Annotated in this window: 25 protein-coding genes; 6 read left to right on the forward strand and 19 right to left on the reverse strand. The window is 33.0% G+C overall.

Features of this window, described 5'->3' with window-relative positions; translation table 11 throughout:
- The coding region (locus B3C18_RS00815) for a sulfatase-like hydrolase/transferase (RefSeq protein WP_291140885.1) at positions 1 to 632 on the reverse strand (632 nt) is incomplete at its 3' end.
- A 410-nt stretch (positions 633 to 1,042) separates the two neighbouring features.
- Between B3C18_RS00815 and B3C18_RS00820 the strand changes: the two genes are divergently transcribed.
- A complete protein-coding gene (locus B3C18_RS00820) occupies positions 1,043 to 2,074 on the forward strand; it encodes a quinone-dependent dihydroorotate dehydrogenase (RefSeq protein WP_291140887.1) in 1,032 nt (343 codons plus the stop codon).
- Here B3C18_RS00820 and B3C18_RS00825 read toward each other — a convergent pair.
- Both B3C18_RS00825 and B3C18_RS00830 read right to left on the reverse strand, forming a co-directional pair.
- Positions 2,063 to 2,776 (reverse strand): DUF3307 domain-containing protein, encoded by a 714-nt coding sequence (locus tag B3C18_RS00825; RefSeq protein ID WP_291140889.1) that lies wholly within the window; start codon positions 2,774 to 2,776, stop codon positions 2,063 to 2,065. The two genes, B3C18_RS00820 and B3C18_RS00825, sit on opposite strands and share 12 nt — an antisense overlap.
- The gene (locus tag B3C18_RS00830; RefSeq protein WP_291140891.1) at positions 2,773 to 3,387 is read right to left on the reverse strand and encodes a SatD family protein; all 615 of its coding nucleotides are present in this window, start codon (positions 3,385 to 3,387) and stop codon (positions 2,773 to 2,775) included. Before B3C18_RS00830 ends, B3C18_RS00825 begins: the two co-directional genes overlap by 4 nt.
- 404 nt (positions 3,388 to 3,791) lie before the next feature.
- On the opposite strand from B3C18_RS00830, the gene B3C18_RS00835 reads away from it, so the two are divergent.
- The 4 genes from B3C18_RS00835 to guaB all read left to right on the forward strand — a co-directional run bounded on the left by B3C18_RS00835 (position 3,792) and on the right by guaB (position 8,347).
- Positions 3,792 to 4,658 carry a hydroxymethylglutaryl-CoA lyase gene (locus B3C18_RS00835; RefSeq protein WP_053471029.1) on the forward strand — a complete coding sequence of 289 codons (867 nt, stop codon included), beginning with the start codon at positions 3,792 to 3,794 and terminating at the stop codon, positions 4,656 to 4,658.
- Positions 4,659 to 4,728: 70 nt separating this feature from the next.
- Positions 4,729 to 5,280, forward strand: a complete 552-nt coding sequence (locus B3C18_RS00840) for a hypothetical protein (RefSeq protein ID WP_291140894.1) — start codon at positions 4,729 to 4,731, stop codon at positions 5,278 to 5,280.
- Complete coding sequence (locus B3C18_RS00845) at positions 5,277 to 6,671, forward strand: DUF5723 family protein (RefSeq protein WP_291140897.1); 1,395 nt, start codon at positions 5,277 to 5,279, stop codon at positions 6,669 to 6,671. The genes B3C18_RS00840 and B3C18_RS00845 overlap by 4 nt, the downstream gene beginning before the upstream one ends.
- Before the next feature lie 203 nt (positions 6,672 to 6,874).
- Complete coding sequence (guaB, locus tag B3C18_RS00850; RefSeq protein ID WP_291140900.1) at positions 6,875 to 8,347, forward strand: IMP dehydrogenase; 1,473 nt, start codon at positions 6,875 to 6,877, stop codon at positions 8,345 to 8,347.
- A 60-nt stretch (positions 8,348 to 8,407) separates the two neighbouring features.
- Here the strand turns inward: guaB and B3C18_RS00855 are convergent, their stop codons facing one another.
- The 16 genes from B3C18_RS00855 to B3C18_RS00930 form a co-directional block, all read right to left on the reverse strand.
- A complete protein-coding gene (locus B3C18_RS00855; RefSeq protein WP_291140903.1) occupies positions 8,408 to 9,238 on the reverse strand; it encodes a hypothetical protein in 831 nt (276 codons plus the stop codon).
- A gap of 151 nt (positions 9,239 to 9,389) precedes the next feature.
- Complete coding sequence (locus B3C18_RS00860) at positions 9,390 to 10,283, reverse strand: L,D-transpeptidase (protein WP_291140906.1); 894 nt, start codon at positions 10,281 to 10,283, stop codon at positions 9,390 to 9,392.
- A 99-nt stretch (positions 10,284 to 10,382) separates the two neighbouring features.
- Complete coding sequence (locus tag B3C18_RS00865; protein WP_291140909.1) at positions 10,383 to 11,078, reverse strand: S1 family peptidase; 696 nt, start codon at positions 11,076 to 11,078, stop codon at positions 10,383 to 10,385.
- Positions 11,079 to 11,107: 29 nt separating this feature from the next.
- Complete coding sequence (locus B3C18_RS00870; RefSeq protein WP_291140912.1) at positions 11,108 to 11,692, reverse strand: NUDIX domain-containing protein; 585 nt, start codon at positions 11,690 to 11,692, stop codon at positions 11,108 to 11,110.
- Between the two features lie 55 nt (positions 11,693 to 11,747).
- The gene (locus B3C18_RS00875) at positions 11,748 to 13,019 is read right to left on the reverse strand and encodes an adenylosuccinate synthase (RefSeq protein WP_053471019.1); all 1,272 of its coding nucleotides are present in this window, start codon (positions 13,017 to 13,019) and stop codon (positions 11,748 to 11,750) included.
- A gap of 93 nt (positions 13,020 to 13,112) precedes the next feature.
- Positions 13,113 to 13,577, reverse strand: coding sequence for a Fur family transcriptional regulator (locus B3C18_RS00880; protein ID WP_053471018.1), 465 nt, complete (start codon positions 13,575 to 13,577; stop codon positions 13,113 to 13,115).
- A gap of 184 nt (positions 13,578 to 13,761) precedes the next feature.
- Positions 13,762 to 14,304 (reverse strand): hypothetical protein, encoded by a 543-nt coding sequence (locus B3C18_RS00885; RefSeq protein ID WP_291140918.1) that lies wholly within the window; start codon positions 14,302 to 14,304, stop codon positions 13,762 to 13,764.
- Positions 14,305 to 14,331: 27 nt separating this feature from the next.
- A complete protein-coding gene (locus tag B3C18_RS00890; protein WP_056204002.1) occupies positions 14,332 to 16,554 on the reverse strand; it encodes a RelA/SpoT family protein in 2,223 nt (740 codons plus the stop codon).
- Between the two features lie 245 nt (positions 16,555 to 16,799).
- Positions 16,800 to 17,588, reverse strand: a complete 789-nt coding sequence (locus B3C18_RS00895; protein WP_291140923.1) for a TrmH family RNA methyltransferase — start codon at positions 17,586 to 17,588, stop codon at positions 16,800 to 16,802.
- Positions 17,589 to 17,763: 175 nt separating this feature from the next.
- Positions 17,764 to 18,849, reverse strand: coding sequence for a phosphoglyceromutase (locus B3C18_RS00900; protein WP_291140927.1), 1,086 nt, complete (start codon positions 18,847 to 18,849; stop codon positions 17,764 to 17,766).
- Positions 18,850 to 18,974: 125 nt separating this feature from the next.
- Complete coding sequence (locus tag B3C18_RS00905; RefSeq protein WP_291140929.1) at positions 18,975 to 20,342, reverse strand: S41 family peptidase; 1,368 nt, start codon at positions 20,340 to 20,342, stop codon at positions 18,975 to 18,977.
- A 60-nt stretch (positions 20,343 to 20,402) separates the two neighbouring features.
- Positions 20,403 to 21,734 carry a DUF58 domain-containing protein gene (locus B3C18_RS00910; RefSeq protein WP_291140932.1) on the reverse strand — a complete coding sequence of 444 codons (1,332 nt, stop codon included), beginning with the start codon at positions 21,732 to 21,734 and terminating at the stop codon, positions 20,403 to 20,405.
- Positions 21,735 to 21,868: 134 nt separating this feature from the next.
- A complete protein-coding gene (locus B3C18_RS00915; protein ID WP_291140935.1) occupies positions 21,869 to 22,882 on the reverse strand; it encodes an AAA family ATPase in 1,014 nt (337 codons plus the stop codon).
- A 112-nt stretch (positions 22,883 to 22,994) separates the two neighbouring features.
- Positions 22,995 to 24,200 (reverse strand): DUF4350 domain-containing protein, encoded by a 1,206-nt coding sequence (locus tag B3C18_RS00920; RefSeq protein ID WP_291140938.1) that lies wholly within the window; start codon positions 24,198 to 24,200, stop codon positions 22,995 to 22,997.
- Positions 24,200 to 24,967 (reverse strand): DUF4129 domain-containing protein, encoded by a 768-nt coding sequence (locus B3C18_RS00925; protein ID WP_291140941.1) that lies wholly within the window; start codon positions 24,965 to 24,967, stop codon positions 24,200 to 24,202. The genes B3C18_RS00920 and B3C18_RS00925 overlap by 1 nt, the downstream gene beginning before the upstream one ends.
- A gap of 11 nt (positions 24,968 to 24,978) precedes the next feature.
- Positions 24,979 to 25,959 (reverse strand): stage II sporulation protein M, encoded by a 981-nt coding sequence (locus B3C18_RS00930; RefSeq protein ID WP_291140944.1) that lies wholly within the window; start codon positions 25,957 to 25,959, stop codon positions 24,979 to 24,981.
- 20 nt (positions 25,960 to 25,979) lie between these two features.
- On the opposite strand from B3C18_RS00930, the gene B3C18_RS00935 reads away from it, so the two are divergent.
- The gene (locus B3C18_RS00935) at positions 25,980 to 26,723 is read left to right on the forward strand and encodes an RDD family protein (RefSeq protein WP_291140947.1); all 744 of its coding nucleotides are present in this window, start codon (positions 25,980 to 25,982) and stop codon (positions 26,721 to 26,723) included.
- Positions 26,724 to 26,771: the final 48 nt, after the last annotated feature.

Raw genomic sequence — 26,771 nt, forward strand, 5'->3', positions numbered from 1 at the left:
TGATTGGTTTCTCCTCCAAGAAAACCATAATAGCGGTCAAATCCCATTTGCATTGGCCACGTACTGCGATCTCCTCCAGAGGCTACATCTTGTTCAGGAACATTATGGTCTTTTCCAATCCAAAAAGTGCTCCATCCGTTATCTTGTAATACTTGTCCAATTGTAGCAACTTGTTTTGGCAGTCTTCCACTTGCTCCAGGGTATCCCGCTGCAGCTTCGGTAATTGCCGCCATTCCATTTAAATGGTGATTACGTCCGGTTAATAAAGTAGAACGAGTTGGAGAACATAAAGCCGTAGTGTGCCATTGCGTGTAAATCAATCCATTGTCGGCTAATTTTTGTAAGGTTGGCATATTAATAGATCCCCCAAATGGAGACCAGGCCGCAAGACCAGTGTCATCATATAATACAAATAATATGTTTGGGGCTCCTTTTGGAGCTGTTTTAGGAGTATAAGAACTCCAGTCTTCTTTAGAATCCCGAATATCCAGACTAATTTTACCTTTAAAAGTTTCTTTGGTAATTTGCTGGGGATCAACCTGTGCTGATACTTTTAAAGCTACACCGGGCACAAGGCATAGTAGCAATAAAATGATACTTATTTTAAATATCTTAATAGTATTGGTTTTCATAATTTGATTATTTATGGTGTTAACTCTTTTTTTAATTTTAAGGAAATCGTCTAATTTCCTATAAAATTTAATCTCTAAAAAAATGTAACCGCTATTGTGCTTATATAAAATGATTTTGGGAGGTATCAAAAAAGCTAAATTCTGTTATTCTTAAAAATGAAGAATTTTGCAGTAAATATTATGTTAAGTATTTCAAAATTAGGGTATAGATGTTTGATTTTAGTCTGTTAAAGATTTAAAGTTGTTTCATATTATAACTTGCAACCTAAAATTTTAGCTTTTTGACTTCATATCTTTTAGATAAGTTTTGAAGAATGGAATAAAATAGAAATTATTTGTTTTTGTAAAACAGCACCTTTTTAAACTATAATATTTAAATTTGCAGCCAAAATAACAACAACACAACTCTTATGTATAAATTGATAATTCGCCCAATACTTTTTTGGTTTGATCCGGAAGAAGTGCACTACTTTACTTTTTCATTTGTAAAATTCATTTCAAAAATCCCTGGAGTTTCGGCAATTATAAGATCAATTTATGAAGTAAAAGACGCTCGTTTAGAAAGAGAAGTTTTCGGAATTAAATTCAAAAATCCGGTTGGACTTGCGGCAGGATTTGATAAAGATGCGAAGTTGTACAAAGAACTTTCTGATTTTGGTTTTGGTTTTATCGAAATTGGAACTGTAACTCCGGTTGGTCAGGAAGGAAACCCTAAAAAACGTTTGTTCCGTTTAAAAGAAGATCAGGCAATTATTAACCGAATGGGTTTTAATAACGGCGGAGTTTTGGAAGCGGTAGAACGTTTGAAAAAGAATTCGGGCGTTTTAATTGGTGGAAACATCGGAAAAAATAAAGTGACACCAAACGAAAATGCGGTTGACGATTATATCATTTGTTTTGATGCACTTTTTGATCACGTAGATTATTTTGTAGTAAACGTAAGTTCTCCAAATACGCCAAATTTAAGAGCACTGCAGGATAAAGAACCTTTAACTGCTTTGTTACAAACGCTGCAAAACAGAAATGTCGAAAAGCAAAAAACAAGTACTCAAAAAGTAAAACCAATTTTATTGAAAATTGCTCCAGATCTTACAGATGAGCAGTTATTAGATATTATTGATATTGTAAAAACTACACAGATTGCGGGTGTAATTGCAACAAATACTACTATTTCAAGAGACGGACTTCAGTCTCAAAACCAATCTGAAATGGGAGGTTTATCTGGAAAACCATTAACAAAACGTTCTACAGAAGTAATTCGTTTTCTTTCGGAAAAAAGCAATAAAGCATTCCCAATTATTGGAGTAGGAGGAATTCACTCTGCCGATGATGCCATCGAAAAATTAAATGCAGGAGCAAGTTTAGTGCAATTGTACACTGGTTTTATTTATGAAGGACCAGCGTTAATAAAAGCAATCAACAAAAAAGTTTTAGGGTTGTAAAAGAAGTGCCTGAACAAGTATTCCGGCAAGAATCGCAATTCCGAAACTGATTAATGTTCCAATTAAAACATATTCCGTTAGTTTTCGGTCTTTGGCTTCTTTTAAATCTCCAAATCTAAAAATAGATTTTGCAGCCAATAAAAATCCAATCGCTTCAAAATGTCCGGTTAAGATAAATCCGAATACAAACAAGCGTTCTAAAATACCAATATAATTTCCGGCAGCTATCAGTGAGTTATCCTGATGGCTGTTTTCGTTTTCGGGCGCCCAGATTGAAATAATGGTTTTGATGAAAATAGAAGTCGGTTTAGTCAGCAGTAAAAATCCGGTAATCAAAAACCAGAATGCGTTATCCTGCCAAAAATAAATAATGCCTTTGTTTTGGTATAAAAGAACCACGCCTATTAAAACCAAAATATGTGCAATTTGATCCACTACAAACCAAGTGCGTTTTGTTTTCTCTTTTTGGAAATTCAGTTTAATTAAATCGATGATGCCGTGTACAACAGCAATTAAAACGGCATACGGAATAAAACTAATTTCTCCGGCCAAAATCGCGGCTAAAACTCCGTGTAATAAAACATGAATATATAAGTAAATACTTTTGTGTTTTTTACTCTCTTTATCGATAACCCATGAATTGGGCTGCCAGATAAAATCGCCTAATAAATGGGCTAAAAACAGTTTTATAAATAAAATCATGGGGCTGTAAGTTGTTTTATTTGTGTTCTAAAATAACGATCTAAATTCATAACCAAATCAAACTGAGCGCGCTTTTGTCTTCGGCTTACGGCAGCTTGATTAATACCTAATTTTTGTCCCAATTCTTCCTGTGAAAGACTTGGGTTTTCTATAGCTTTTGCAACAAATTCTGCCGACTGCACGAGCCAGTTATCCATAAAAGTCAAAGCCAGCTGAATCATTAAATTCAGTTTTTCATCAAAATCATTATCGCCAGTTCGCAATGCTAAAGTCACTTTTTGCTTTTTTAAAGTCTCAAAAAGTTCTCCTGAATTGATGAAAGCCGTTCCGTTACTTTCAGAAATTTTCTCGGCATTATGTGTTTTATCTCCAAAACCAATGCTCATTCGTGCATCAGATTTTATGGTTCGCAAATGCGCTTTTATTAAAATGGCTGTCAATAAAGCATCTTCCGGATTTTTAACTTCAATTTGAAATTCGTCACCACGATATACTTCCCATTCATCTGGCGTTTGACCAAGCGGAGCCAGGATTTTTTTTAAATCTTCGACCCAATGCTGAGATTCCTGTTGTCTTGAACCAATTATGTCACCTGTAATTACACTAGTCATAATCAAATATAATTAAAAAATAATAAAAATTCTATTACAAATATAAGTAATAAATTTAATTATTACACTTTTTGGTAATATTTTAAAATATTACGTTTTTGTGTAATAAATGCATCTATTACGATATAACGTAATAAAGACAGATACACTTATATTTAACTTACAAGAAACTATCCAGCATTAAAATTTAAATGACCTTAAATAACTTATATGGTTAAAAAAAATAACTCAGAAAACTTATATTGCTCTAACAAAAATTATTCAAGAACTAAATTTAAATGACCTTATATTAACTTATATGGTAAAAAAAACAGCCTGATAAGGTTAAAATAAATAATTCGCAAAGAGTTAATTTTTATTTCTTTAAAAAAGAAGCTAACTTAGCTTTTACAAAAGAATAAGCTTTGAATAAAGAGATCAAGATTATCGAATGTCCACGAGACGCCATGCAGGGTATCAAAACCTTTATTCCAACAAAAAATAAAGTAACTTATATACAAGCTTTGCTTCGTGTAGGGTTTGATACAATCGATTTTGGAAGTTTTGTTTCTCCAAAAGCAATTCCGCAAATGCAGGATACTGCCGAGGTTTTGGCACAATTAGATTTATCGCAGACAACCAGTAAATTACTTTCGATAATTGCCAATACACAAGGCGCAGCTCAGGCTGCAGAACATGAAGCCATTCAATATTTAGGGTTTCCTTTCTCGATATCTGAAAATTTTCAGATGCGTAATACACATAAAACAATCGCCGAGTCTTTAATTACTTTAGAAGAAATTCTGGAAATCGCCGATAAAAAAAATAAAGAAGTTGTAACCTATCTTTCCATGGGATTTGGAAATCCGTATGGAGATCCGTGGAATGTAGAAATTGTGGCAGAATGGACCGAAAAACTGGCCGGAATGGGCGTTAAAATTTTATCGCTTTCTGATACCGTAGGAAGTTCTACGCCAGATGTTATTACGTATTTGTTTTCGAATTTAATTCCGAAATATCCTGAAATCGAGTTTGGAGCACATCTGCATACTACGCCAGACAGCTGGTTTGAAAAAATCGATGCGGCATCAAAAGCCGGATGTATTCGTTTTGACGGCGCGATTCAGGGATTTGGAGGATGCCCAATGGCGACCGATAAATTAACCGGAAACATGCCGACAGAAAAATTGATTTCGTATTTTACTGCCAATAAAAAAATAACAGGACTTAATTCTTTAAGTTTTGAAAGTGCTTATAATGAAGCATCTAAATTATTTGGAAAATTTCATTAAAAAAACAATGTAAAATAAGTAATATCTGACAAGAAAAGGCGTTTTTATTTATCTTTAATTAAATTAAAAAATGAAACGAAATCTTTTATATAGAATCTCTATAACACTCTTTTCTGCAGTTTTATTGCTCTCTTGTTCAAGTGATTTAGACTTTGACCAAATCGATGATTTTGTGCTTGAACCTGTTTTTGTGGCAAATCTAGCCTACTTTACTGTTACTGCTGATGAAATCAATGATAATGGGCCAGGACAGCAAATACCGCCTGATGTTGAAGATTTTGATGTTTTTAAAAAGAAATTTTTCACAGATAATCTGGCAAAAGCCGAACTTAATTTCGAAATCGAAAATACGGTAAACAGAGCTTTTGAAATTGAACTGCAGTTTATAGATGAGAATAATCAGGTATTAGAAACCATTGATTTAGCTGTTCCAACTTATACCGGAGGATCAAATATCATAAAATATCCAACAGAAGTTTTTGAAGGAGAAAGATTAAATTTATTAAAACAGGCTACAAAAATTGGTTTTATAGTAACAACCGTAACAGGATCTGGATCGGGTGATATTACAGGTAATTTAAAATTCAAATCAGGTGCAACCGTTTATATGAAGATAAAATGAGAAAAGGACTTTTAATTTTGATGCCTCTGCTGCAGCTTTTTTGTTATTCTCAAAATAAACAAGTGTTGTACAATTTTACTTCGATTCCGCAGTCATTGCTTGTAAATCCGGGTGCCGATGTTTCCTATAAATATTATTTTGGAGTTCCGCTTCTTTCGGGAGTTTCTGCCAATATTGGTTCGAGCAGCTTTTCTGCCTATGATTTATTTGCAGATAATGGAGTAGATTTTAATGATAAAGTCCGAAATATTATCAATAAATCATCTCCAAATGATAAAACACAGGTAAACCAGCAGCTTGAAATATTTTCCGGTGGATTTAGAGTAGGAGGCGAAGACAGCCAATCGTATGTTTCGTTTGGTGCTTATCAGGAATTTGATTTTTTAATGTATTTCCCAAAAGATCTTGCCATTTTAGGCGTAGACGGAAATCAGAATTATATCGGAAAATCATTCAATTTAGCCGATTTAAATTTACGTGCCGAAGTGCTTTCTGTTTTTCATGTTGGATTTCATAAAAGGCTAAATAAAAAACTGGTTTTAGGCGGAAGAGCTAAAATTTATTCCAGCGGTGCCAATGCAACTTCAACTAAAAACTCGGGATATATTTATACCGGACAAGGAACGGGAACAAATTTATATACCCAAATAATCGAATCAAATTTAGAGCTTAAAACTTCGGGCATCGGAAAATTTACAAAAGATGAATATGAAGGAAGTATTCCGGGTGATATTGCACATAATACTTTTTTAAACGGAAGTTTAGGTTTGGGATTTGATGCCGGTATTACGTATAATATTAAAGAAAATCTACAGTTTACTGCCAGCATTCTTGATGTTGGTTTTATAAAACATACTAAAGATATTGAGACGTTAAGGTATAAAGGAGCCTATAGATACGACGGAGTAAATCCAAATTTTGATGCTGTAAATGAACCGGAAAATATTTTTGATGAATTTGATGCCGCCATTCCGCGCGATACGTCTTATGCTAAATATACAACCTGGCGTCCGGTAAAATTTAATTCTTCCATTCAATATTCATTTGGTGAATCTAGATATGACGGAGAGTGTAATTGTAAAGGTTCAAATGAAACAAGATATTTAAATGGCGTTGGCGCGCAATTGTTTTTAATGACAATGCCCGAAACACCTTACGCTGCTTTGACGGCTTTTTATCAACGTAGTATTTTTGAAAAACTAGATGCTAAAGTAACTTATACATTCGATCCGTATTCGAATAAAAATATTGGTTTGGGGCTTTCCGGAACTCTCGGAAAATTTAATATTTATGCTTTATTCGATAATGTTTTAGAATATAAAGATGTAACGAAGGCTCATAGTCTTGCGTTTCAATTCGGTTTCAACTTCATTTTTCAAGATAAAAAATAAAATTCCAATTATTTAAATTCCAAATTCCAATTTCTGAGAATGTGAAACCTTTATTTCGCTGTTTTTAATTGGAATTTGGAATTTAAAAATTTGGAATTTAAATCGTAAGATGTTTCCTGTAAATATAAATTTATGAATAAGTTAGTATTTAAGTTAGCAATTTATTCACTATATTTGCACGCAATTCAACTAGAAATTGCACCATGATAGCACACAACTCCAAGATTATCGGCGAAGGTTTAACTTACGACGATGTATTATTAGTACCTAACTACTCGAATGTGCTTCCCCGCGAAGTGAGTATCAAATCAAAATTTTCAAGAAACATAACATTAAACGTTCCAATCGTATCTGCTGCTATGGATACAGTGACCGAAAGTGCAATGGCAATCGCTATGGCACAAGAAGGCGGAATTGGAGTTTTACATAAAAACATGACAATCGAGCAGCAAGCTGCGAAGGTTAGAAAAGTAAAGCGTGCTGAAGCAGGAATGATTATCGATCCGGTAACATTACCAATGAATTCAACTATTGCAGACGCTAAAAACGCCATGAGAGAATTCGGAATTGGCGGTATTCCAATTGTTGACGAAAACAGAATCCTTAAAGGAATTGTTACCAATCGTGATTTACGTTTCGAAAAAAACGGAGCAAGACCAATCGTTGAGGTAATGACAAGTACAAACTTAGTTACGGTTGCCGAAGGAACTTCACTAGAACAAGCCGAAGTAGTTTTACAAGGCCATAAAATCGAAAAATTACCAGTTGTAAACGCTAAAAACGAATTAGTTGGTTTAATTACGTTTAGAGATATTACAAAACTGACTCAAAAGCCAATCGCTAACAAAGATACTTTTGGTCGTTTGAGAGTTGCAGCTGCAATTGGCGTTACAGGAGATGCAGTTCAAAGAGCTGAAGCTTTAGTGGCTGCCGGAGTAGATGCTATTATTATTGATACAGCACACGGACATACTGAAGGTGTGGTAAATGTATTGAAAGAAGTAAAATCAAAATTCCCTCAAATAGATGTAGTAGTTGGAAACATTGCAACGCCGGAAGCTGCTAAATATTTAGTAGAAAATGGTGCTGATGGTGTAAAAGTAGGAATCGGTCCTGGTTCTATCTGTACTACACGTATCGTTGCAGGTGTTGGTTTCCCTCAGTTTTCAGCAGTTTTAGAAGTTGCTGCTGCTATTAAAGGAACTGGAGTTCCTGTAATTGCCGATGGTGGAATTCGTTATACAGGAGATATTCCTAAAGCAATTGCTGCAGGTGCTGACTGTGTAATGTTAGGTTCATTATTAGCAGGAACAAAAGAATCTCCGGGAGAAACTATTATCTTCGAAGGAAGAAAATTCAAATCATACCGTGGAATGGGTTCTGTTGAAGCAATGCAAACAGGTTCAAAAGATCGTTATTTCCAGGATGTTGAAGACGACGTTAAAAAATTAGTTCCGGAAGGAATTGTTGGTCGTGTTCCTTACAAAGGTGAATTAAACGAAAGTATGCTTCAATTTATTGGAGGTCTTCGTGCCGGAATGGGATATTGTGGTTCAAAAGATATTCCAACTTTACAAGAATCTGGACGTTTTGTTAGAATCACGTCAAGCGGAATCACTGAAAGTCACCCACATAACGTAACGATTACAAAAGAAGCTCCAAATTATTCTAGATAATTTTTAGTTTTTCAAATATAAAAAAGGCATAAGAGTTTGGTTCTTATGCCTTTTTTTGATTTATTTTTTGGAGATTTTAGCAAGTTGACTATAATCGCTTTTTGATTTTAAATCGATATTAAAGTCGGTATGCTTTAAGTTAAGATTTAATTCCATGTTTAAAGTATTTTCACTTACAAAATGATTGGGGATATCATAGACTAATTTTCCTGTTCCATTTCCTGAACCACTCGACTCAAAGCGAGTATCAGCAAGTTTCATTGTATATGACTGAACAATATCAAAAAAGGCAGATTTTGTAGTAAAACTTTTTAGATTATAGGTTGTTTTGATGACCATTTCAAAATTAATACCGGCAATAGGAAGTGTAAGCGGGCTTTCCTGTGAAAAAGATTCACCTGCTTTTAATTTTTTCTCCGGCAGAGCTAGTTGATTAAAAGTACTTTGAACCATTTGGAAAATACTATTTTTAAAGTTTTCTTCCATTCCTTTACCCACGATCGAATCCAATTTTGGCATGCTTGAAAGCGTGGCATTACCATACAAAAGAGTTCCGCTTGGAATTACACTTTTTCCATCTTTATCAAAAGCTTTTAGGTATTCTATAGTAATAGGGAAATTTCCATCTTTATCAATTTTACCAGTTTTAGAAACAGTTTCTACATTAAATGAACTCTTAATTTTGACTGGATTTTCTGTTCCATTTTTCTTTAATACTTCCAGTAATTTTTCTGACCCTGAATATGTCATTTCATAATCTGAAGAATTTGTTACTGTTTGATTGTAGATAGTTTCAGGCGAGTAACCCGGTTTGAAGTCTAAAATTTGATTTGACTGGCAGTAATTTTGAAAAGTTGTAAAAATAAAAAGTAGTAAAAAAGTTTTTTTCATGTGTGAAAGTTAGGGAGATAAATATTTGACGCTTTATGAAACGAAAATAGACAAATTATCATCAATGGGGATTTTATTTCACCTAAATTTTTAAAACAAAAAAGCAGCTTATAGATAAATTATAAGCTGCTTTTCATGAAAAAATATTTTATTAAAGAGCAGTAGTTTGTTGTTCTGCTTCCCTTAATTTTTGATTGTCTAAAATCTTCTGAATAAAAGGTTTTACCTCTTTCTCAATATCAGATTCAGATATATTTAAAACTTTTGGATCAGAAGCCAATTGCAGCCACGGTTTTGGACCGTCAAAATTATAACTTCCAAAAACTACAACGGGAGTTCCTTTTACTTTTACATTTTCTTTGTCTTTCAAAATCCATTCATCGGCAAATTTGTAAAGATATTTGGCATCTTTTTCCAGTAATCTCAAACAAGAATGTGATGCCGGATAACCCGGTAATTCATATTCGTGAAAACCAACTCCGAGTTTGTTCTCGATATTGAAATTCCATTTTAAATCCCATTCGTCATTAAAAGTACTTGTTGTTTTTTCTGCTTTCCAATTGGTGAAAAATAACCCGGTTGGTGTTGGATCTTTTTTTCTTCCCATATTTGTTGGGCCTGTATAAACTAGCTCGCCGTTTTCGTAAGCAGCAAAAGTCTGGGTAGGATAGGAGAAAATAATGATTTTAGAGACTTCTTCTAAAGCAACAACATGCAGTGGAAATGGTAAATAATAAACTAAATCTCCGCTAAAATCTGCCGGAATAACTACGGAATCTAACTTCTTAAAATTTGCTTTATCAGTTCTGTTGACTGCATACACAATATCCAGTTTACTGCTGTCGGCTTCATTAGTTTTAAGCCAGTCTTTTGTTTTAGCTATTTGATAAGAAATAGTAGATTCTGGTTTCTTGTATTCTATTTTCTTTTTAGGTTTAGTGTTTTTATTTTCAGTAAGATTTGCTGTGTCGCTCTTTTTGCAAGAAACTAACAGTCCTAAAATCAATATAAGGAATACGTTTGCTGTATAATATAACTTTTTCATAGGTCGTAATTTTATAGAAATAAAATTATACATATGATAGTTAAAAAGGGTTACATAATTCTTTGAATAGTTTGCTTGATTTTCATTTGCAACTTTTTGTTATAACTTATTTTGCTCTAATATTTCAAAGACATGATTAATTCCTTGTGCTTCCATAATTCCTGAGTTTTCGAAATAATCTACTTGTTTTTCAAATAATTCGCCATCTTCGTCTGATTCTTCAATATTTAAATATTTTTCGTGTTTAATGTACGAAACATTTACGCCTACAATGCTTACTTCTTTTTTTTGATTTAGTGTAATAACAGGACCACCAGAAAAACCATTATTATTATGAGCGTCAAGATATAAAGTTGTAATACTGAATTCTCTCTGCATTGCTGATAATATACCTTTCTTTACAAAAGGAAGAGGGAATTTATTGTTAATTTTGCTATCATCTTTTGTGAACATTCCGTAAGGGAATCCTAAAAAAAATACATCTCCTCCGTAATACAAATTTTCCATAACAAAACTAATAGGATATTGTGGGAAAGTTGGCTTCTCAAGCTTTAAAACTACGATGTCTATACCTGGATCATGATGTTGATAAGCTACACATTTTAGTTTATGCCACTTTTCATCATAAGAAATGTTTATTTCAATATTGTCACCATTTTTAAAATTTAGTGAATCAATAACGTGTTTAGCGGTAATGAGATATTGTATGTCATTATGCTCTAAAGTAAAAGAACTTCCTTCATCATCATTTATTGAAATGAAATACGTCCGCCCAATAATGTTATTAGTTATCATTTAGTTAAGATAATTGTTAAAAACTATAATTATATCAAACCTTTAATTTTTGCATGCTGTAATAACAGAATAGTTTTAGCATCTGTAATCTCTCCAGATTCAATCATAGCATAAGCTTCATCAAAAGTATATTCCAAAACTTCAATGTTTTCCTGTTCAGCATCAAGTCCGCCGCCTTCACTTACTTTCATGCTTTCATCGTATTCTCCAACAAAAAGATACAAAATTTCTGTTACAGCGCCCGGAGACATATAACTTTCAAAAACTTTTTGGACTTTGGAAATACGATAACCTGTTTCTTCTTCTGTTTCGCGAATAATAGCACTTTCAGGATTGTCCTGATCTAAAAGTCCTGCGCAGACTTCAATCATCATTCCTGTTTTATTTCCGTTAAGGAAAGTAGGCAAACGAAACTGACGCGTTAAAATAACCGTTTTTTTAGTTGAATTATAAAGTAAGATTCCGGCGCCATTTCCTCGATCATATACCTCACGCGTATGTATTTCAGACTCTTCGTTTTCTTTTTTATAACTGAAAGAAACATGATTTAAAATATACCAATTGTCTGATAATAACTTTGTTTCTTTAATTTCAATTTCTGGATTTTTTCTCATTTCGAAAATAGTTTCATAAAAAAAAACGCCCTGATTATCAGAGCGTTTAAATGTATTATTTTGTTATTGTTTGCTTTCTGTCTGGTCCAACCGATACAATTTTGATTGGCACTTCGATTTCTTTTTCAATAAACTCAATATATTCTTTTAGCTCGATTGGCAATGCATCATAAGTTGTCAATCCTGTTAAATCTGCTTTCCATCCTTTAAACTCTTTGTAAACCGGAGTAACATTTTCTGGTTCAATGTTATAAGGGAAGTGAGCAATGTTTTGACCTTTATAGTTGTATTCTGTACAAACTTTTAAAGTTTCAAAACCAGAAAGAACATCACCTTTCATCATCATCAATTGCGTAACTCCATTTACCTGAACAGCATATTTTAAAGCTACAAGGTCTAACCATCCGCAACGTCTTTGTCTTCCTGTAACAGATCCAAATTCGTTACCAACTCTTGCCATTGTCGCACCAACTTCGTCAAAAAGTTCAGTTGGGAAAGGTCCGCTACCAACACGTGTAACATAAGCTTTAAAAATTCCGTACACTTCTTTGATTTTGTTAGGAGCAATTCCTAAACCAGTACAAGCTCCGGCAGCAGTAGTATTTGATGAAGTTACAAAAGGATAAGTTCCAAAATCAACATCTAATAAAGAACCCTGAGCTCCTTCGCATAGAATAGATTTACCTGCTTTTTGAGCTTGGTGAATATATTCTTCACTGTCAATAAAATCTAATTTTTTTAATTCTTCGATAGCTTCAAAAAACTCTTTTTCAAGTTCTGCTAAATTGTATTGAATTGCAACATCATAGAAAGCAATCATAGCTTCGTGCTTGTCAGCCAATGCTCTGTAACGCTCGTTAAAATCTTCTAATTCGATATCACCTACACGTAAACCGTTTCTACCTGTTTTGTCCATGTAAGTTGGGCCAATTCCTTTAAGCGTAGAACCAATTTTTGCTTTTCCTTTTGAAGCTTCAGAAGCCGCGTCAAGCAAACGGTGCGTTGGTAAAATTAAATGCGCTTTTCTTGAAATGATTAATTTCTTTTTGATGTCAAGGTTGAATTTCTCTAAACCTTCAATTTCTTTTTGAAAAACTACAGGATCAATTACAACACCATTTCCGATAATATTTATTGAATCTTTATGGAAAATTCCAGAAGGAATAGTTCTAAGTACGTGCTTAATTCCATCAAATTCTAATGTATGTCCTGCATTTGGTCCTCCTTGAAAACGTGCAATAATATCATAATTTGAGGTAAGAACGTCAACAATCTTTCCTTTACCTTCATCTCCCCATTGTAATCCTAGTAATAAATCTACCGTCATTCTGTTTTTAATTTGCGTTAGGACAATTAAAAGCTGTCCTACTGATTATGTAGTTAATTTTCTTTTTTTTAATTTTTTGAAAAAGTCTTTCTTTTAAGACTGTGAACTCTGTTTTTTGTTTCCGTAGAAATAAAGCGAGTGATTTGTGATTTCAATATCAAATATCTCTTCGATAGTTTTTTTGATGGTTTGAATTCTTGGATCGCAAAATTCGATTACCTCACCAGAATCTGTCATAATGATATGATCATGCTGTTTATCAAAATATGATTTTTCGTAGTAAGCCTGATTTTGTCCAAATTGATGTTTTCTAACCAAAGCGCAGTCTAACAATAACTCGATCGTGTTGTAAAGCGTAGCCCTGCTCACACGGTAGTTTTTGTTTTTCATTTTGATGTATAGGTTTTCTATGTCAAAATGCTCCTCGCTATCGTAAATTTCCTGAAGTATAGCATAACGCTCAGGAGTTTTGCGATGCCCTTTTTGTTCAAGATACATTGTAAAAACATTTTTTACAATTTCTTGATTCTTAGTGTTGTCAGTTGAAATAAGTGTCATATCCTGCAAAGATAATTTTTTATTTTTAATGAATAAAAGTTTCGGGTTTAAAGTTTAACGTTTAAACTGGAATTTGATAACAGATAATGTACCAAATTCAGGCTTTTGCGCTATTATATTTTACAAAGTTCAACAGAACTTAATTAACATAATTATTTTAATTTAGGAGAAAAATAACAGATTTTCAGCTCGTTTTTGACATATACATGTACCAGTTCCATTCCCATGTTTTTCCCTGATCGTCAGACATGGCCTGACTCCACACCGGATTGTTTTCGTCACGGGCATCCCATCTAAATACCTGAATTACATTTTTGCCTTCATAAATATCTTTAGAGAAAAAATGTCCAATTTTATCTTCAAATGAGCCTACAACAGGTTTGTCTAATGTTCCTGAATTGGAATCGGCCCAGTAAATGCTCCACAATTTTGTCTTCGGATTAAATAATCTAACGGTCATTCCTTCAAAAGGTTCACCGTCAAAAATGGCAAGAAAATTATCAATATTCCCAATTCCGTTTAAAATTTTATACATTTCCTGAGTTGAAGGAAATTCGATCCACTCCGTGCAATTGGCAAATCTTGTTTTTAATTTTTTGTTACGAATAACCGATTTTCCCTGAAAAAAATCGAAATCATCTTTTGAAGAAGATTTAGAAGCGACAATTAAAAGTTCTCCATTTTCATCAAAAATAACTTCGGGAATTTCTAGGTTTTCATTACTCATAACTCAATTTGTAAAATATTTTTAAGACTAGGTTCTATATTCTCGGGTAACTTTATCAACACCGTCAATTTTCTTAATAGCATTGATCATTTTCTTCAAAATGGTATTGTTTTGAACAATTACAGCAATTTGTCCGTGAAAAATTCCGGCATCGGTACTCAAAGAAATACTTTGAATATTCACGCTCATATTGTTTGAAATCACTCGCGTTAATTGATTTGTAAGTCCTAAAACGTCCATTCCGGTAATATTTATAATGGCTTTAAATTCTTCTTGAGAAGAATCTATCCATTTGGCACTCATGATTCTGTATGCGTAATTAGACTGCATTCCAATAGCGTTTGGACAATCTTTTTTATGCACTTTAATTCCTTCGTTTATCGTTACAAAACCAAAAACATCATCACCCGGAATTGGGTTACAGCATTGCGAAAGTTTATAATCGAGCTTATCATGTTCTGTTCCAAAAACCAACATGTCATAATTACTGCTAATGACTGGTTTGTGAATATCTTCGGCAGCGGTGTTGTCTTTATTTCTTTTAATTTTATTTTTAAAGAAATTGATAAACGTATTTCCTTTTTGTGCGGCGTAATCTTTTAACTGCTGATTTTCGATAGCGCCAATTCCAACGCGATAAAATAAATCTAAACTGGTTTTTAATTTAAAAAAGTTAACTAACTCGTTTGTAACTTGTTCGTTAAGTGTGATTTTTAAATGTTTAAGTTTTCGGGTAAGTAATTCTTTTCCTTCCTCGCCAATTTTTTTCGTGTTCTCGTTAAGAACATTTTTGATTTTATTTTTTGCTCTTGAAGTTGTTACATATTCCAGCCAGTTTACCGTAGGTTTTTGGTTTGCCGATGTAATAACTTCAACCTGATCACCGCTTTTTAATTCATGGTTTAAAGGCACAAGACGTCCGTTTACGCGGGTTCCTCTTGTTTTAATTCCAATTTCAGAGTGAATACTAAAAGCAAAATCCAGCGAAGTTGCACCTTTTGGTAATGATTTTATTTCTCCTTTTGGGGTAAATATGAAAATTTCTTTTGAATATAAATTCATTTTGAAATCTTCTACAAAATCTACCGCATTTGTCTCCGGATTTTCTAAAGCTTCACGAAGTAAATTTAGCCAGACATCTAAGCCGCTTTCTTCGCTTGCGCCATTTTTATATTTATAATGTGCTGCATAACCTTTTTCGGCAATTTCATCCATACGTTCGCTTCGAACCTGAACTTCAACCCAGCGTCCTTTTGGTCCCATAACAGTAATGTGAAGTGCTTCATAGCCGGTTGATTTTGGAGATGAAATCCAGTCACGTAATCGGCTTGGGCTTGGTCTGTAATGATCGGTTACGATGGAATATATTTTCCAGGCGATGAATTTTTCATCATGCGGATCTGATTTATAAACAATCCTAAGCGCAAATTTGTCGTACACTTCATCAAAACTTACGTTTTGCGCACGCATTTTACGGCGAATAGAATAAATAGATTTTGGACGGCCTTTTATAATATAATCTATATTTTCAACATCAAGAGATTTTTTCAAAACATCAGAGATATCTTTAATGTAAGCATCCTGTTCTTCTTTCGTTTCTCGAATTTTGCTTACAATATCTTCGTATACAGCAGGTTCTGTGTATTTTAATCCCAAATCTTCTAATTTGGTTTTGATATTGTAAAGTCCCAAACGATGGGCGAGAGGAGCGTAGATATAAAGCGTTTCAGACGCAATTTTTGTCTGTTTATATTCTGCCATCGAATCCATGGTCTGCATATTATGAAGACGATCGGCTAATTTTATCAAAATTACACGCACGTCATCGTTCAAAGTCAGAATCATTTTGCGGAAATTCTCCGCCTGCATGGATGCATTTAAGTCTTTTTGAACTAATGAAATCTTAGTTAAACCTTCAACAAGCTGCGCTACTTTTGGGTTAAATAAACGCTCAATATCTTCAACAGTTATAGGAGTATCTTCGACAACATCGTGTAGTAAAGCCGCGGCAATAGAGGTCGCTCCCAGACCAATTTCTGAGGCAACAATTTTCGCAACTGCAATAGGATGAAAGATATACGCTTCACCAGATTTGCGTCTTTGTTCTTTATGAGCATCAACAGCAACATCAAAAGCTTTCCGAATTAATTTTTTGTCGGCAGGTGTTAAAGTCTGGTAACTAATTCGCAGTAATTCCTTGTATTCGTGCGTAATTGCTTTGTTTTCTTTTTCAATATCTATTTCTATCATAACGGCATAGTTCAAGTACTAAAAATAAGAATAACTTAGAACATACGCAAGGGAATGGATTGTTGATTTTAGAGTTAAGATTTTAGATTTTTGAGGGTTTGATTTTGAATTTTTCGTCGTTGAAAATGGCTTCGACTTTGCTCAGCCTGACAGAAAATAAATTCCAATTTTTTAAACTCCAAATTCCAATAAAAAAGAGCGAGCGATTTTTTATAAATCTAAAATCTAAAATCTAAAATCTAAAATCAGAACCCTCTTTGTCTTTTCGCTTCAAAAATTAAAATAGCAGCAGCGACAGAAACATTCATGCTGTCGATTTCGCCCTGCATTGGGATAATAATGTTTTGTGTTGCTTCGTCACGCCATTTTTGCGTTAAGCCTGTCGCTTCTGTACCAACAACCAAAGCGGTTGGAGTGGTGAAGTTTTGGGTATGATAGGAAGTTGAATTTTGTAAAGTTGCCGAATAAAAATTGATCTTTTTTTCTTTTAAAAAAGCAATAATTTCTTCGGTTGTTCCGGTTGCGATTTGGTTGGTAAACAAACAGCCAACGCTGGAACGCACAATATTTGGATTGTATAAATCGCTTTTGGGGTCTGCAATTAAAACGGCATCAAGATTTGCGGCATCTGCGGTACGTAAAACTGCACCAACATTTCCCGGTTTTTCCAGAGATTCTGCCACTAAAATTAATGGATTATCAGATAATTTTAAATCAGATAATTTTAAAGATTTGGTTTTGGCTACAGCCAAAATACCTTCGGTTGTATCGCGATAAGCCAGTTTTTGATAAACTTCTTTGTTAATTTCGATTAACTGAACCGATTGAGCAACCAGTTTATTGATTTGATTTTCGGTAACTAAATCGGGTAAAAATAAAACGGTTTCAATTTCGTAACCGCCTTTTATGGCTAATGAAATTTCGCGTTGTCCTTCAATTAAAAAAGTTCCGGTTTGTTTTCTGGCTTTTGCTTTTTCCTGTAATAAAGCAAGCGATTTTATAAACGGATTTTGAACTGAAGTTATTTGTTTCATTTTTTTGAGTCTCAAAGTTGCAAAGGCTCAAAGGTACAGAGTTTTTTTCTTCCTGCAAGGTTTTGAATATTTATAGTTTTCGCCACGAATTACACGAATTTTCACGAATTATAATTGAGTTCAATCAAAATAAATTCGTGAAAATTCGTGTAATTTGTGGCAAACAACAACTCAGTTATTTCTCAAAAATTTCTTTAATCTCGCTTTCAACAGGATGGTCTGTGGTGAAATTGTATCCCATGATTTTGGCAAAAGTCTGAGCGAATTGTTTTTGGTAGAATTGAGAATCTGTTTTTATTTCGCCTTTTGGGGCAATTTCCGGTCCCATTGCGGCGAACCAAATTTGCGATGCGCCTGCAACATCAGCTCCGTGATCTGTCCATTGTGATTTTACTTTGTCGCCGCGGCCGTGATCTACGGTAATAAATATAGTCGTTTTGTTTTTGTACTGAGGATCATTTTGTACAAAATCCCAGATTTCCTTAATCCATTTATCTACCTGATTTACGGCATCTAAATATGATCTGTAATGACCATGATGCGCCCACTCGTCGGTTTCGCCGTAAGAGATATACAGCACTTTTGGTTTCTTGGTTTTAAGTTCGTCCATTACCTCATAATGCGTAAAAACATCAAGACATTCATCTTCGTGAAAAGGTTTAAACGAATTATTTCGCATTTCGTTTAATAGTTTTTGAGAGGCTGTAGGTTTGTTTCCGCCTACATTATCAAAAGCCGAAATTACCGGAAAACCACTTCTTTCTTCATTTAAAATTCGGTCAAAAGCATCCCATGCACCAAAAGCAGCAACTTTCCCTTTTAGTTTAGATTGTTTATTCAGGAATTCCAGAACATTTACGTTTGGATTAGGTTTGTAGCCGTTAGAATTTATCTGAACGTCAACATTTCCGGTCATGATTTCGCTATATCCAGGATAACTAAACCAATACGGATTTGAAACATCTACTTTACTTCCAAGATCTCGATTTCCATAAATTTGCCCTTTCGAAGCAATTTCTGTCCAGAAAAAAGGCATGATTTTTTGGCGTGATGCTGCAAAATCTGAAGCGGAGTATTTTTTATAAATATAAGTACTGTCGCCCTGATTGAATTTTTTATCATTGGCAATCGCCGGATCTAATCCTTTAAAAACTTCCTGCCATCTAAAACCGTCAGTAGTAATGATGATGATGTTTTCTGTTTTTTGTGCAGAAGATAAAAAGCTTGTTAAAATGAATAGAATTAAAATTGACTTTTTCATTCCTTATAGTTTTACAAATTAAAAGTTTAAAGATATTTATAAAAAACAGAATGGTTAATTATTCAGTTTTAAGAAATAAACATTTTTTTATACTTCTTCGGTTATTGAAAACTTATATTGTGAAATTACTTTTTTTGAGTTTTTAAATACTTAATCGCTTCTTCTAATACGTTGTCTTTATTGTTTAAATAGTCATTTAAAGTAGGTGCAATTTCTATATCTGGTTTTATTCCATAGCCTACAAATTCTCTTCCGTCTGGATAAGTATCTTTTTTGGTACAGACTCTGGCATAACCTCCGCCAGGTAAATCAAATAAGAAAGGCTGTCCTGTGCTCCCAAATGATTTTTCGCCCATTTTAATCATATGTTTTTGATTATCGGCAAAAATTAAGAAATCTTCAGCGGCCGAAGCTGTATTATGACCAAGTAAAATTACAGTTGGAACCACAATTCGTTTAGCTTTTAATTTAGTTGTAGTTGGATTATATTCAAAATCAAAATAGAATTGATCATGATAAGATAAATAGGCTTTTTTCATCCACGGAATGTTAATAGTATCTTTAGCATCAATAAATTTTCCCCATGCTTTGTAAGCCGGAAGATGGTCTCTGGTTTTTTGTCGTGATCCGTAAAGAATAGTATCGTTTGTCAGATATTGTAAAATCTCGGTTCCAATATTTGTACTGCCTCCTCCGTTACTGCGTAAATCAACGATTAATGATTTGGCTTTATATAATTCAGGAAGTTTTGTAACGAACAAACTATCAATTTTTTCATCACTAAATGAATTTAGCGAAAGATAAGCGGTTTCTTTATTTACCCATTTAAAATCTAAAAGTTTTTTTTCGGTTTCTACCGGGAAAACTTCCTTTTCTTCCGTTTTTTTATGCGTTAATGTAAGCTCAATAATCTTTTTATTAGGCTTTTTTATTTTAACTATAAAAGTTTCTCCTTCAAGCCCTTTTAATAGATTTGAAATACTCCAATCTTGTAAAACATAGTCGGTAGAAGAAGAGATGTAAGGAGCGACATTTTCATTAATAAATTTTTGGGTTGGTTTTTCATTCACTTCAATGATCTCGCTTCCCACAGGAATTTCATCTTTTTTGCTGTAATTTGTTCGGACTATTATAGCTTTACCTTCAATATTTTTAATGAAAAGTTTGTAGTCTCCAAACATCCCAGTCATGGGTTCAGTACTTTTTGGGAAATAAACATTTGTATGCCCGTCCTTTAATAAAGCACAAAATTTTTGAAGTTCACGGTAATAATCATAGTCGTTTTTTGTGTTTTGAACAATTGTAATAAGTTCTTTGTATCGATTGTCCCACATTGTTCTGTCGACCTTATCAAGATAGACAAAATTGTAATTTACTTCCTGCCAGAATTTTGAAAGTCCGAAGACTTTATCGCTTGGGGTTAAGGTGTTCGGGATTTGTCCAAAAAAAGTTACTGTAAAAAATAATAAAGCAATAATAAAGCGCTTTTTCATTTATGGATTAGATTTTTGATTGATGATTTTGGTTGATGATTTTTGGAAGAAATAAATGATTTACAAAATCCCTCTTGCCTTAATCTCCAAATACTTATTAATAGCATCTAAAGTCAAATTTTCAGGCTGCGTTAAAACCGAATGAATTCCGTATTTCTTCAATTCATTTGCAATAAGACGTTTTTCAAACATGAATTTTTCGGCAATTACTTTATCGTAAACTTCCTGAATCGTATCTGTTTTTTTATTAATGATAGCGTTTAATTCCGTATTCTGAAAAAAGACGACAACCAGTAAATGACTTTTTGCAATTCCTTTTAAATAGGGAAGTTGGCGATGTAAACCGTCCATAGTTTCGAAATTTGTGTACAGAATAATTAAACTTCTTTGGTTGATGTTTTTCTTTATATCAACATACAATCGGCTGTAATCGCTTTCGAAAAAGTCGGTTTTGATATTGTATAAAGTTTCGAGGATTTTTTGCATTTGCGAACCTCTTCTTTCTGCAAAAACTCTGTTTTCTACTTTTTTAGAAAAAGCAAAAATTCCAGCTTTATCCTGTTTTTTCAAAATTACATTTGATAAAACTAATGTCGAATTTATCGCATAATCCAATAAGCTTAAACCGTCAAAAGGCATTTGCATAACGCGTCCTTTGTCAATTGCTAAATAAACAGACTGTGATTTTTCGTCCTGAAACTGATTCACCATCAGCGCATTTTTCTTTGCCGTAGCTTTCCAGTTTATAGTTCTAAGATCATCTCCCTGAACATATTCTTTAATTTGTTCAAATTCCATAGTATGACCAATTCGGCGGATTTTCTTGATTCCGTATTGATACAAATTATTTGAAAATGCCAATAAATCGTATTTTCTCAATTGAATATAAGACGGATAAGTTGGCACCATTTGATCTTTGGCAAAAGAAAATCTTCTTGAAATTAATCGCAAAGGTGAAGAAACGTAAACATTTAAATAACCAAAATGATATTCGCCGCGTTCTGTTGGACGAAGATCGTATCCAATTTCTTTTTCTTCTGAAGCTTTTATTCTTTTTGCAATTTTAAAATTACGAACCTGAAATTGAAATGGAATTTCATCAATTATCCTGACCAAAATTGGAAAAGTATAATGATTTTTTATTTGAATGTTTATTGGATTTAAATCTCCATTTGAAAGTTTTTCCGGTGTAATTCTCTCGGCTTCAATTCCTGTTTTTGCCAGATATAATATTAAAATATCCAAACCTACAAAAGTGATCAAAACCAAAACAATAAACCAAACCGCATTGTACAAATTCGGAAAAATAAAAGCGCAGGCAAATAATGCTACAATGCCCAAAAGCACATAGAAGAAGAAATTATTGAGATATAGACTTTTTATAAACTTCACTTTTTTTTATAGTTTCAGGTTTCAAGTTTCAAGTTTTCCTGCAAGGTTTTCAAAACCTTGTAGGTATTTTTGACTTAGAATAAATTATACGATTAATACCTACGAGGTTTTGAAAACCTCGCAGGAACAGAGAATTATCTAGGAATCTCTACGGTTTCAATAATTTGTTTGATAATTTCAGAACTTGTAATTCCTTCCATTTCACGTTCTGGCGCAACGATAACACGGTGCTGTAAAACTGGAATTGCTGCTTCTTTAATATCTTCCGGAGTAACGAAATCACGTCCGCGGATGGCTGCGAAACCTTTTGAAGCGTTCAAAATTGCGATTGAAGCACGAGGCGAAGCTCCTAAGTATAAAAACGCATTTTCACGTGTGTTTACTACGATTCTTGCGATATATTCTAATAGATTTTGCTCTACTCTAATTTGTTTAACTAAAGCCTGATACTGATTTATTTCTGCAGAAGAAAGAAGCGTTTGAATGGCTTCTAATTTCCCGTGATCCTGCAATAAATGTTCTCTTTGAATAATCAGGATTTCTTCGTTTAATTTTGGGTAATCAATCGTGATTTTGAACAAGAAACGGTCTAATTGCGCTTCAGGCAAACGGTAAGTTCCTTCCTGCTCAATTGGGTTTTGCGTTGCAATTACCAAAAACGGAGTTTCTAATTTATATCCAAAACCGTCAATTGTAATTTGACGCTCTTCCATAACTTCAAAAAGAGCGGCCTGAGTTTTTGCAGGTGCACGGTTGATCTCGTCAATTAAAATTAAATTAGAGAATATTGGCCCTTTTTTGAATTCAAATTCTGAACTTTTTAAATTAAAAATAGATGTTCCTAAAATATCAGATGGCATTAAATCTGGCGTAAACTGAATTCGGCTAAAGCCAATATTTAATGTTTTAGCCAATAATTTTGCTGTAATTGTTTTGGCAACTCCCGGAACACCTTCTAATAAAACGTGTCCGTTTGATAAAATAGCAACCAAAAGCTGGTCAACCATTTTATGCTGTCCTACAATTACTGTTTCGATTTCTTTTTTAATGGCGTTTACATGCTCTAAAAGAGGAGCTAAATTTATTCTGGTTTCAAAATTCACATTTTCATTTGTGATTTCTGTTTCTGGTGTATTAATATCGTCCATGTTTGGTGTGTTTTTTAATTCGTTTTATTTTATTTTTTTGCCACAGATTAAAAGGATTAAAAATGATTTTAGAAAATGTATTGTAATCTTAAATCTGCTGCAGCTATTTTATTTAATGTATAATTTTTTCGATTGCATTATTAATTCGGATTAAATCCTGTTCAATGCTGTCATGATAACTATTTCGGTGTTCGTTAATTAAAAATACGAGTTCCTGAATATCTTTTTCATCTTTACCTGTTTTATGATGCAGTTTTTTGACAAACTCGTCGTCCAGTTTTGTGGTATCGATTAAATATTCAGTTCTGATTCTTTCTAAGAAATAAATGATTTTTTTATCGATGATATTCTTGTGATCGCCTTCCTGATAATACAAATTACCAATTGTTTTGGTAAAATCAATTGTCAAATTAGACAGTGGCTGCAAAATAGGAACAATTCGCTGTTTTCTTTTGGCATTAAATATCATAAAAATCAGCATCCCAATCAGGGATAAATACAAAGCCCATGCTAAGGCCGGCTGACTAAAAATATATCGAAGCGGCGAAGACGAAATGTTTTCATCTGTCTGTGATTTGGTATACCAAAAAATATCTCCTTTTGGAATATACGAAAGCACATTTTCAGCATATTGACAGCGATCCTTTTTGAGCAGATTATAATTTGTAAAAGCAACAGGATGCATGTGCAGAAAGAAGTTTCCGTTTTTATAAGGAATTTGTATAAAATTGATGTTTTTCTTCTTTTTTGGATTTCCCTGATAACCTAAAACGATTGTGTTTAGCGTATCAATTTTTGAGAAATAATCGGCAATATCGCCTGTTGATTTGTATGCTTTTCGACTCAGTTTTTTATTAGCCATCCAAACTAATGAACTATCTGTTGGACGGAAATTTGAAGTATACTCAAACTTTAAACTGTCTAATAAAGGCTTTGGAAAATTTGCCATACTTAAAAAAGCATTATTTCCGTGTGAAACGAAATACATAATTTCTTTCATTGATTGATCGTCAATGTTATTCTGTACAGAAATATTAACAAAAGTTCCTTTTACAGAATAAGTTTCGACTAATGAATCTTCATCATATTTTGAATCTAAAAATTCATAAGGCGTTACTGCAGAAATTCTTTGAATTTTTTGCTTCTTAAAAATACCGCCAATTTCTTTATCAAAAACATATAATCCAAAAGGGATTTTGTCGTTGACAGAATAAGTTGGGCGCCAATCGATAGGTTTTGGTTTGTTGTAATCTGAAACTAGAATTAAGATAAAAATAAAAACCAGAACAGAAATGTATATTTTGATACTTTTATTCATTAACTAAAGGTTTTTATTGCATTCTTAAATCTACTTTGTGCTTTGTTGAAAGTGTTTTCATCAATTTCAAATTCGCCATACCAAATATAATTGTATAGGTATGACAAGTATGTAAACTCTTCTCTATGAACAGGTCTTTGAAGTTCGTATAAATAATCTGAATTTGTTTTTTCGATATCCCATTCGATATAATTATTCTGAGCCATTATTTTTAAAAGCCAAAGATAATAGTATCGGATTGCAGCACGTTTTTCACCAGATTCGAGACTTTCTTTTATCAATTTTTCGAAATCAAGAAGATGAATATTTTTTTCAATATCAGAATAATAAACGGTTCTTTTATTTGAATTTTTACCAAAAATCCATTGACCTTCTTTATTGATAATTGCTTTAACGATTAAATAAATCATCAAAATAACTCCTAACGTCAAAATAATCCTGATCAATATACCTACAAAGTTCAAAGAAGCTTCGTTTGTGCTAAATGAAAACAGACTTCTAAAAATACTGGCAAGCCAGTCTTTAAAACGATCCCAAAGACTTTTTTCGGGAGCTTTGTGTTCGTAAACAAAATCTGGATCGGTATATTTTTTCTGGTAATTTTTTGAAAAAGTCTTGCCTTCAATTGAGTCTGAATCAATTTGAATATCTTTTTCAGTGTATTTTATCGCAGCAATTTTTGGTGGATCTTCTGTCACCAAAGAATCCTGCGCATTCGAAATACTGCAGAAAAGGAAAAAAGATAAAATAAATAAAATTTTATTCATTACTGGTTTAATTAATTCGGTTTGGCTGATAATTTTTGCACTTTTTTGTAGACAATAGTAGGGTAAACCAAGTAATAAAATGAAATTATTCCTAAAGTAAATAATATTATAAAACTGCTTAACCAGTTGGGCATATCGATAGAATATCTTGTAATAAATCCTTCAAGAAAACCTGCGCCAATGGTAAAAGGGAAAGTGCTTAAAAATATTTTAAAACTGTTTTTAAAACCAATTTTAAAAGAATTAATTCTTGAATAGGTTTTAGGAAACAGAATAGAGGCACCCAAAATAAATCCGGCAGCAGTTTCAATTACAATACCAAAAATTTCCATTGCTCCATGAATCCAAATACCACGAACACTTTTCCAGAATACATTTTGTTCATAAAAGAAATATTGAAATGAGCCAAGCATAATACCATTGTTCATTGCTACCAAAAAGGTTCCAATTCCTGCAAAAATTCCATACATATAACATTTTGCGCCAACATAAAGATTGTTCATTGTAATGCCTACAAAGCTTCCCCAGTTAGAACCAGAACCGTAAACGGCCATTGGATTTCCTTTCTTGATATTTTCTAAAGTCATATTGACGTAGTCGTCGCCTAATATCAACCGAACAAAATTTGGATCGTAGCGTGCAGAAACTACCCCCATTGCAACAGTGGCAAAAAAGAGGACAAAAGCGTATAAAAGATATCTTTTGTATTCAAAAAGCAAAAGCGGCACTTCTATTTTAAAAAATTCTACAATTCTGTTTTTTTCCGTTCGCTTTGTTTTATAAATCTTTTGATAAATCTGTGAAGCTAAATGATTTAAATAGATAACTGTCTTACTTTTAGGGTAATAAGTTTGCGCATAGGAAAGATCATTCATTAATTGAATGTACAAATTAGCTAATTCGTCAGGATTTTTCTTAGCTTTACCGAAAATAGCTAGCTCAAATTCCAGCCATTTTTCTTTATTTTGTTTTATAAAGGCAACTTCTCTCATTGAGGGCTAAAATATAAAATATGTCAGAATTATCTATTAACACAACACAAAATGTTAAAATAAATTTTATCGCGGCCTCTGTAGGCGAGCGATTAGGCGCTTATTTCATCGATTTAGGTATTAAACTTTCTTATATATTCGCTATTATTTGGATATTTTTTTACTGGATGGACATCGATAGGTTAATGACAAATTTAGACATGTGGTCTAGAGGAGCCATATTTTTGGTGTTATTTTTTCCGCTAATTATTTACTCCATAACTTTAGAAAGTATTTTTGAAGGGCAGTCTTTTGGAAAAAAACTGGTAAAAATTAAAGTCGTAAAAATAGACGGTTACCAAGCTGGTTTTGGTGATTATCTAATTCGTTGGTTTTTTAGAATTATTGATTTTAGTTTATTCAACGGAATCATTGGTTTAATTGCCGTGGCTTCGAGTAAAAAATCACAGCGATTAGGAGATATGGCAGCCGGAACAGCTGTAATTACTTTAAAAAATAAAATTAATATCAGCCATACAATCCTTGAAGATATTGGCGAGGCTTATGTGCCAACTTATCCTTTGGTAATTAAATTATCTGATAATGATATGAGAATTATTAAAGAAACGTATCAAAGTGCGCTGGCTAAAAATGATCACGAAATTATCTATAAACTGGTTGCAAAAATTGAAGGCGTAACCGGAATCAAAAATCAATCAGGAAATAATAACGATTTTATCAGGGTAATTTTAAAAGATTACAATTTCTATACGCAGCATATGTAATGAATTGATAAAGGGTTAATTCATTGTGTTTCTTAGTGTTAATTATCC

The organism is Flavobacterium sp. UBA7680 (assembly GCF_002482975.1).
In the GTDB taxonomy this organism is placed as follows: Bacteria; Bacteroidota; Bacteroidia; order Flavobacteriales; family Flavobacteriaceae; genus Flavobacterium.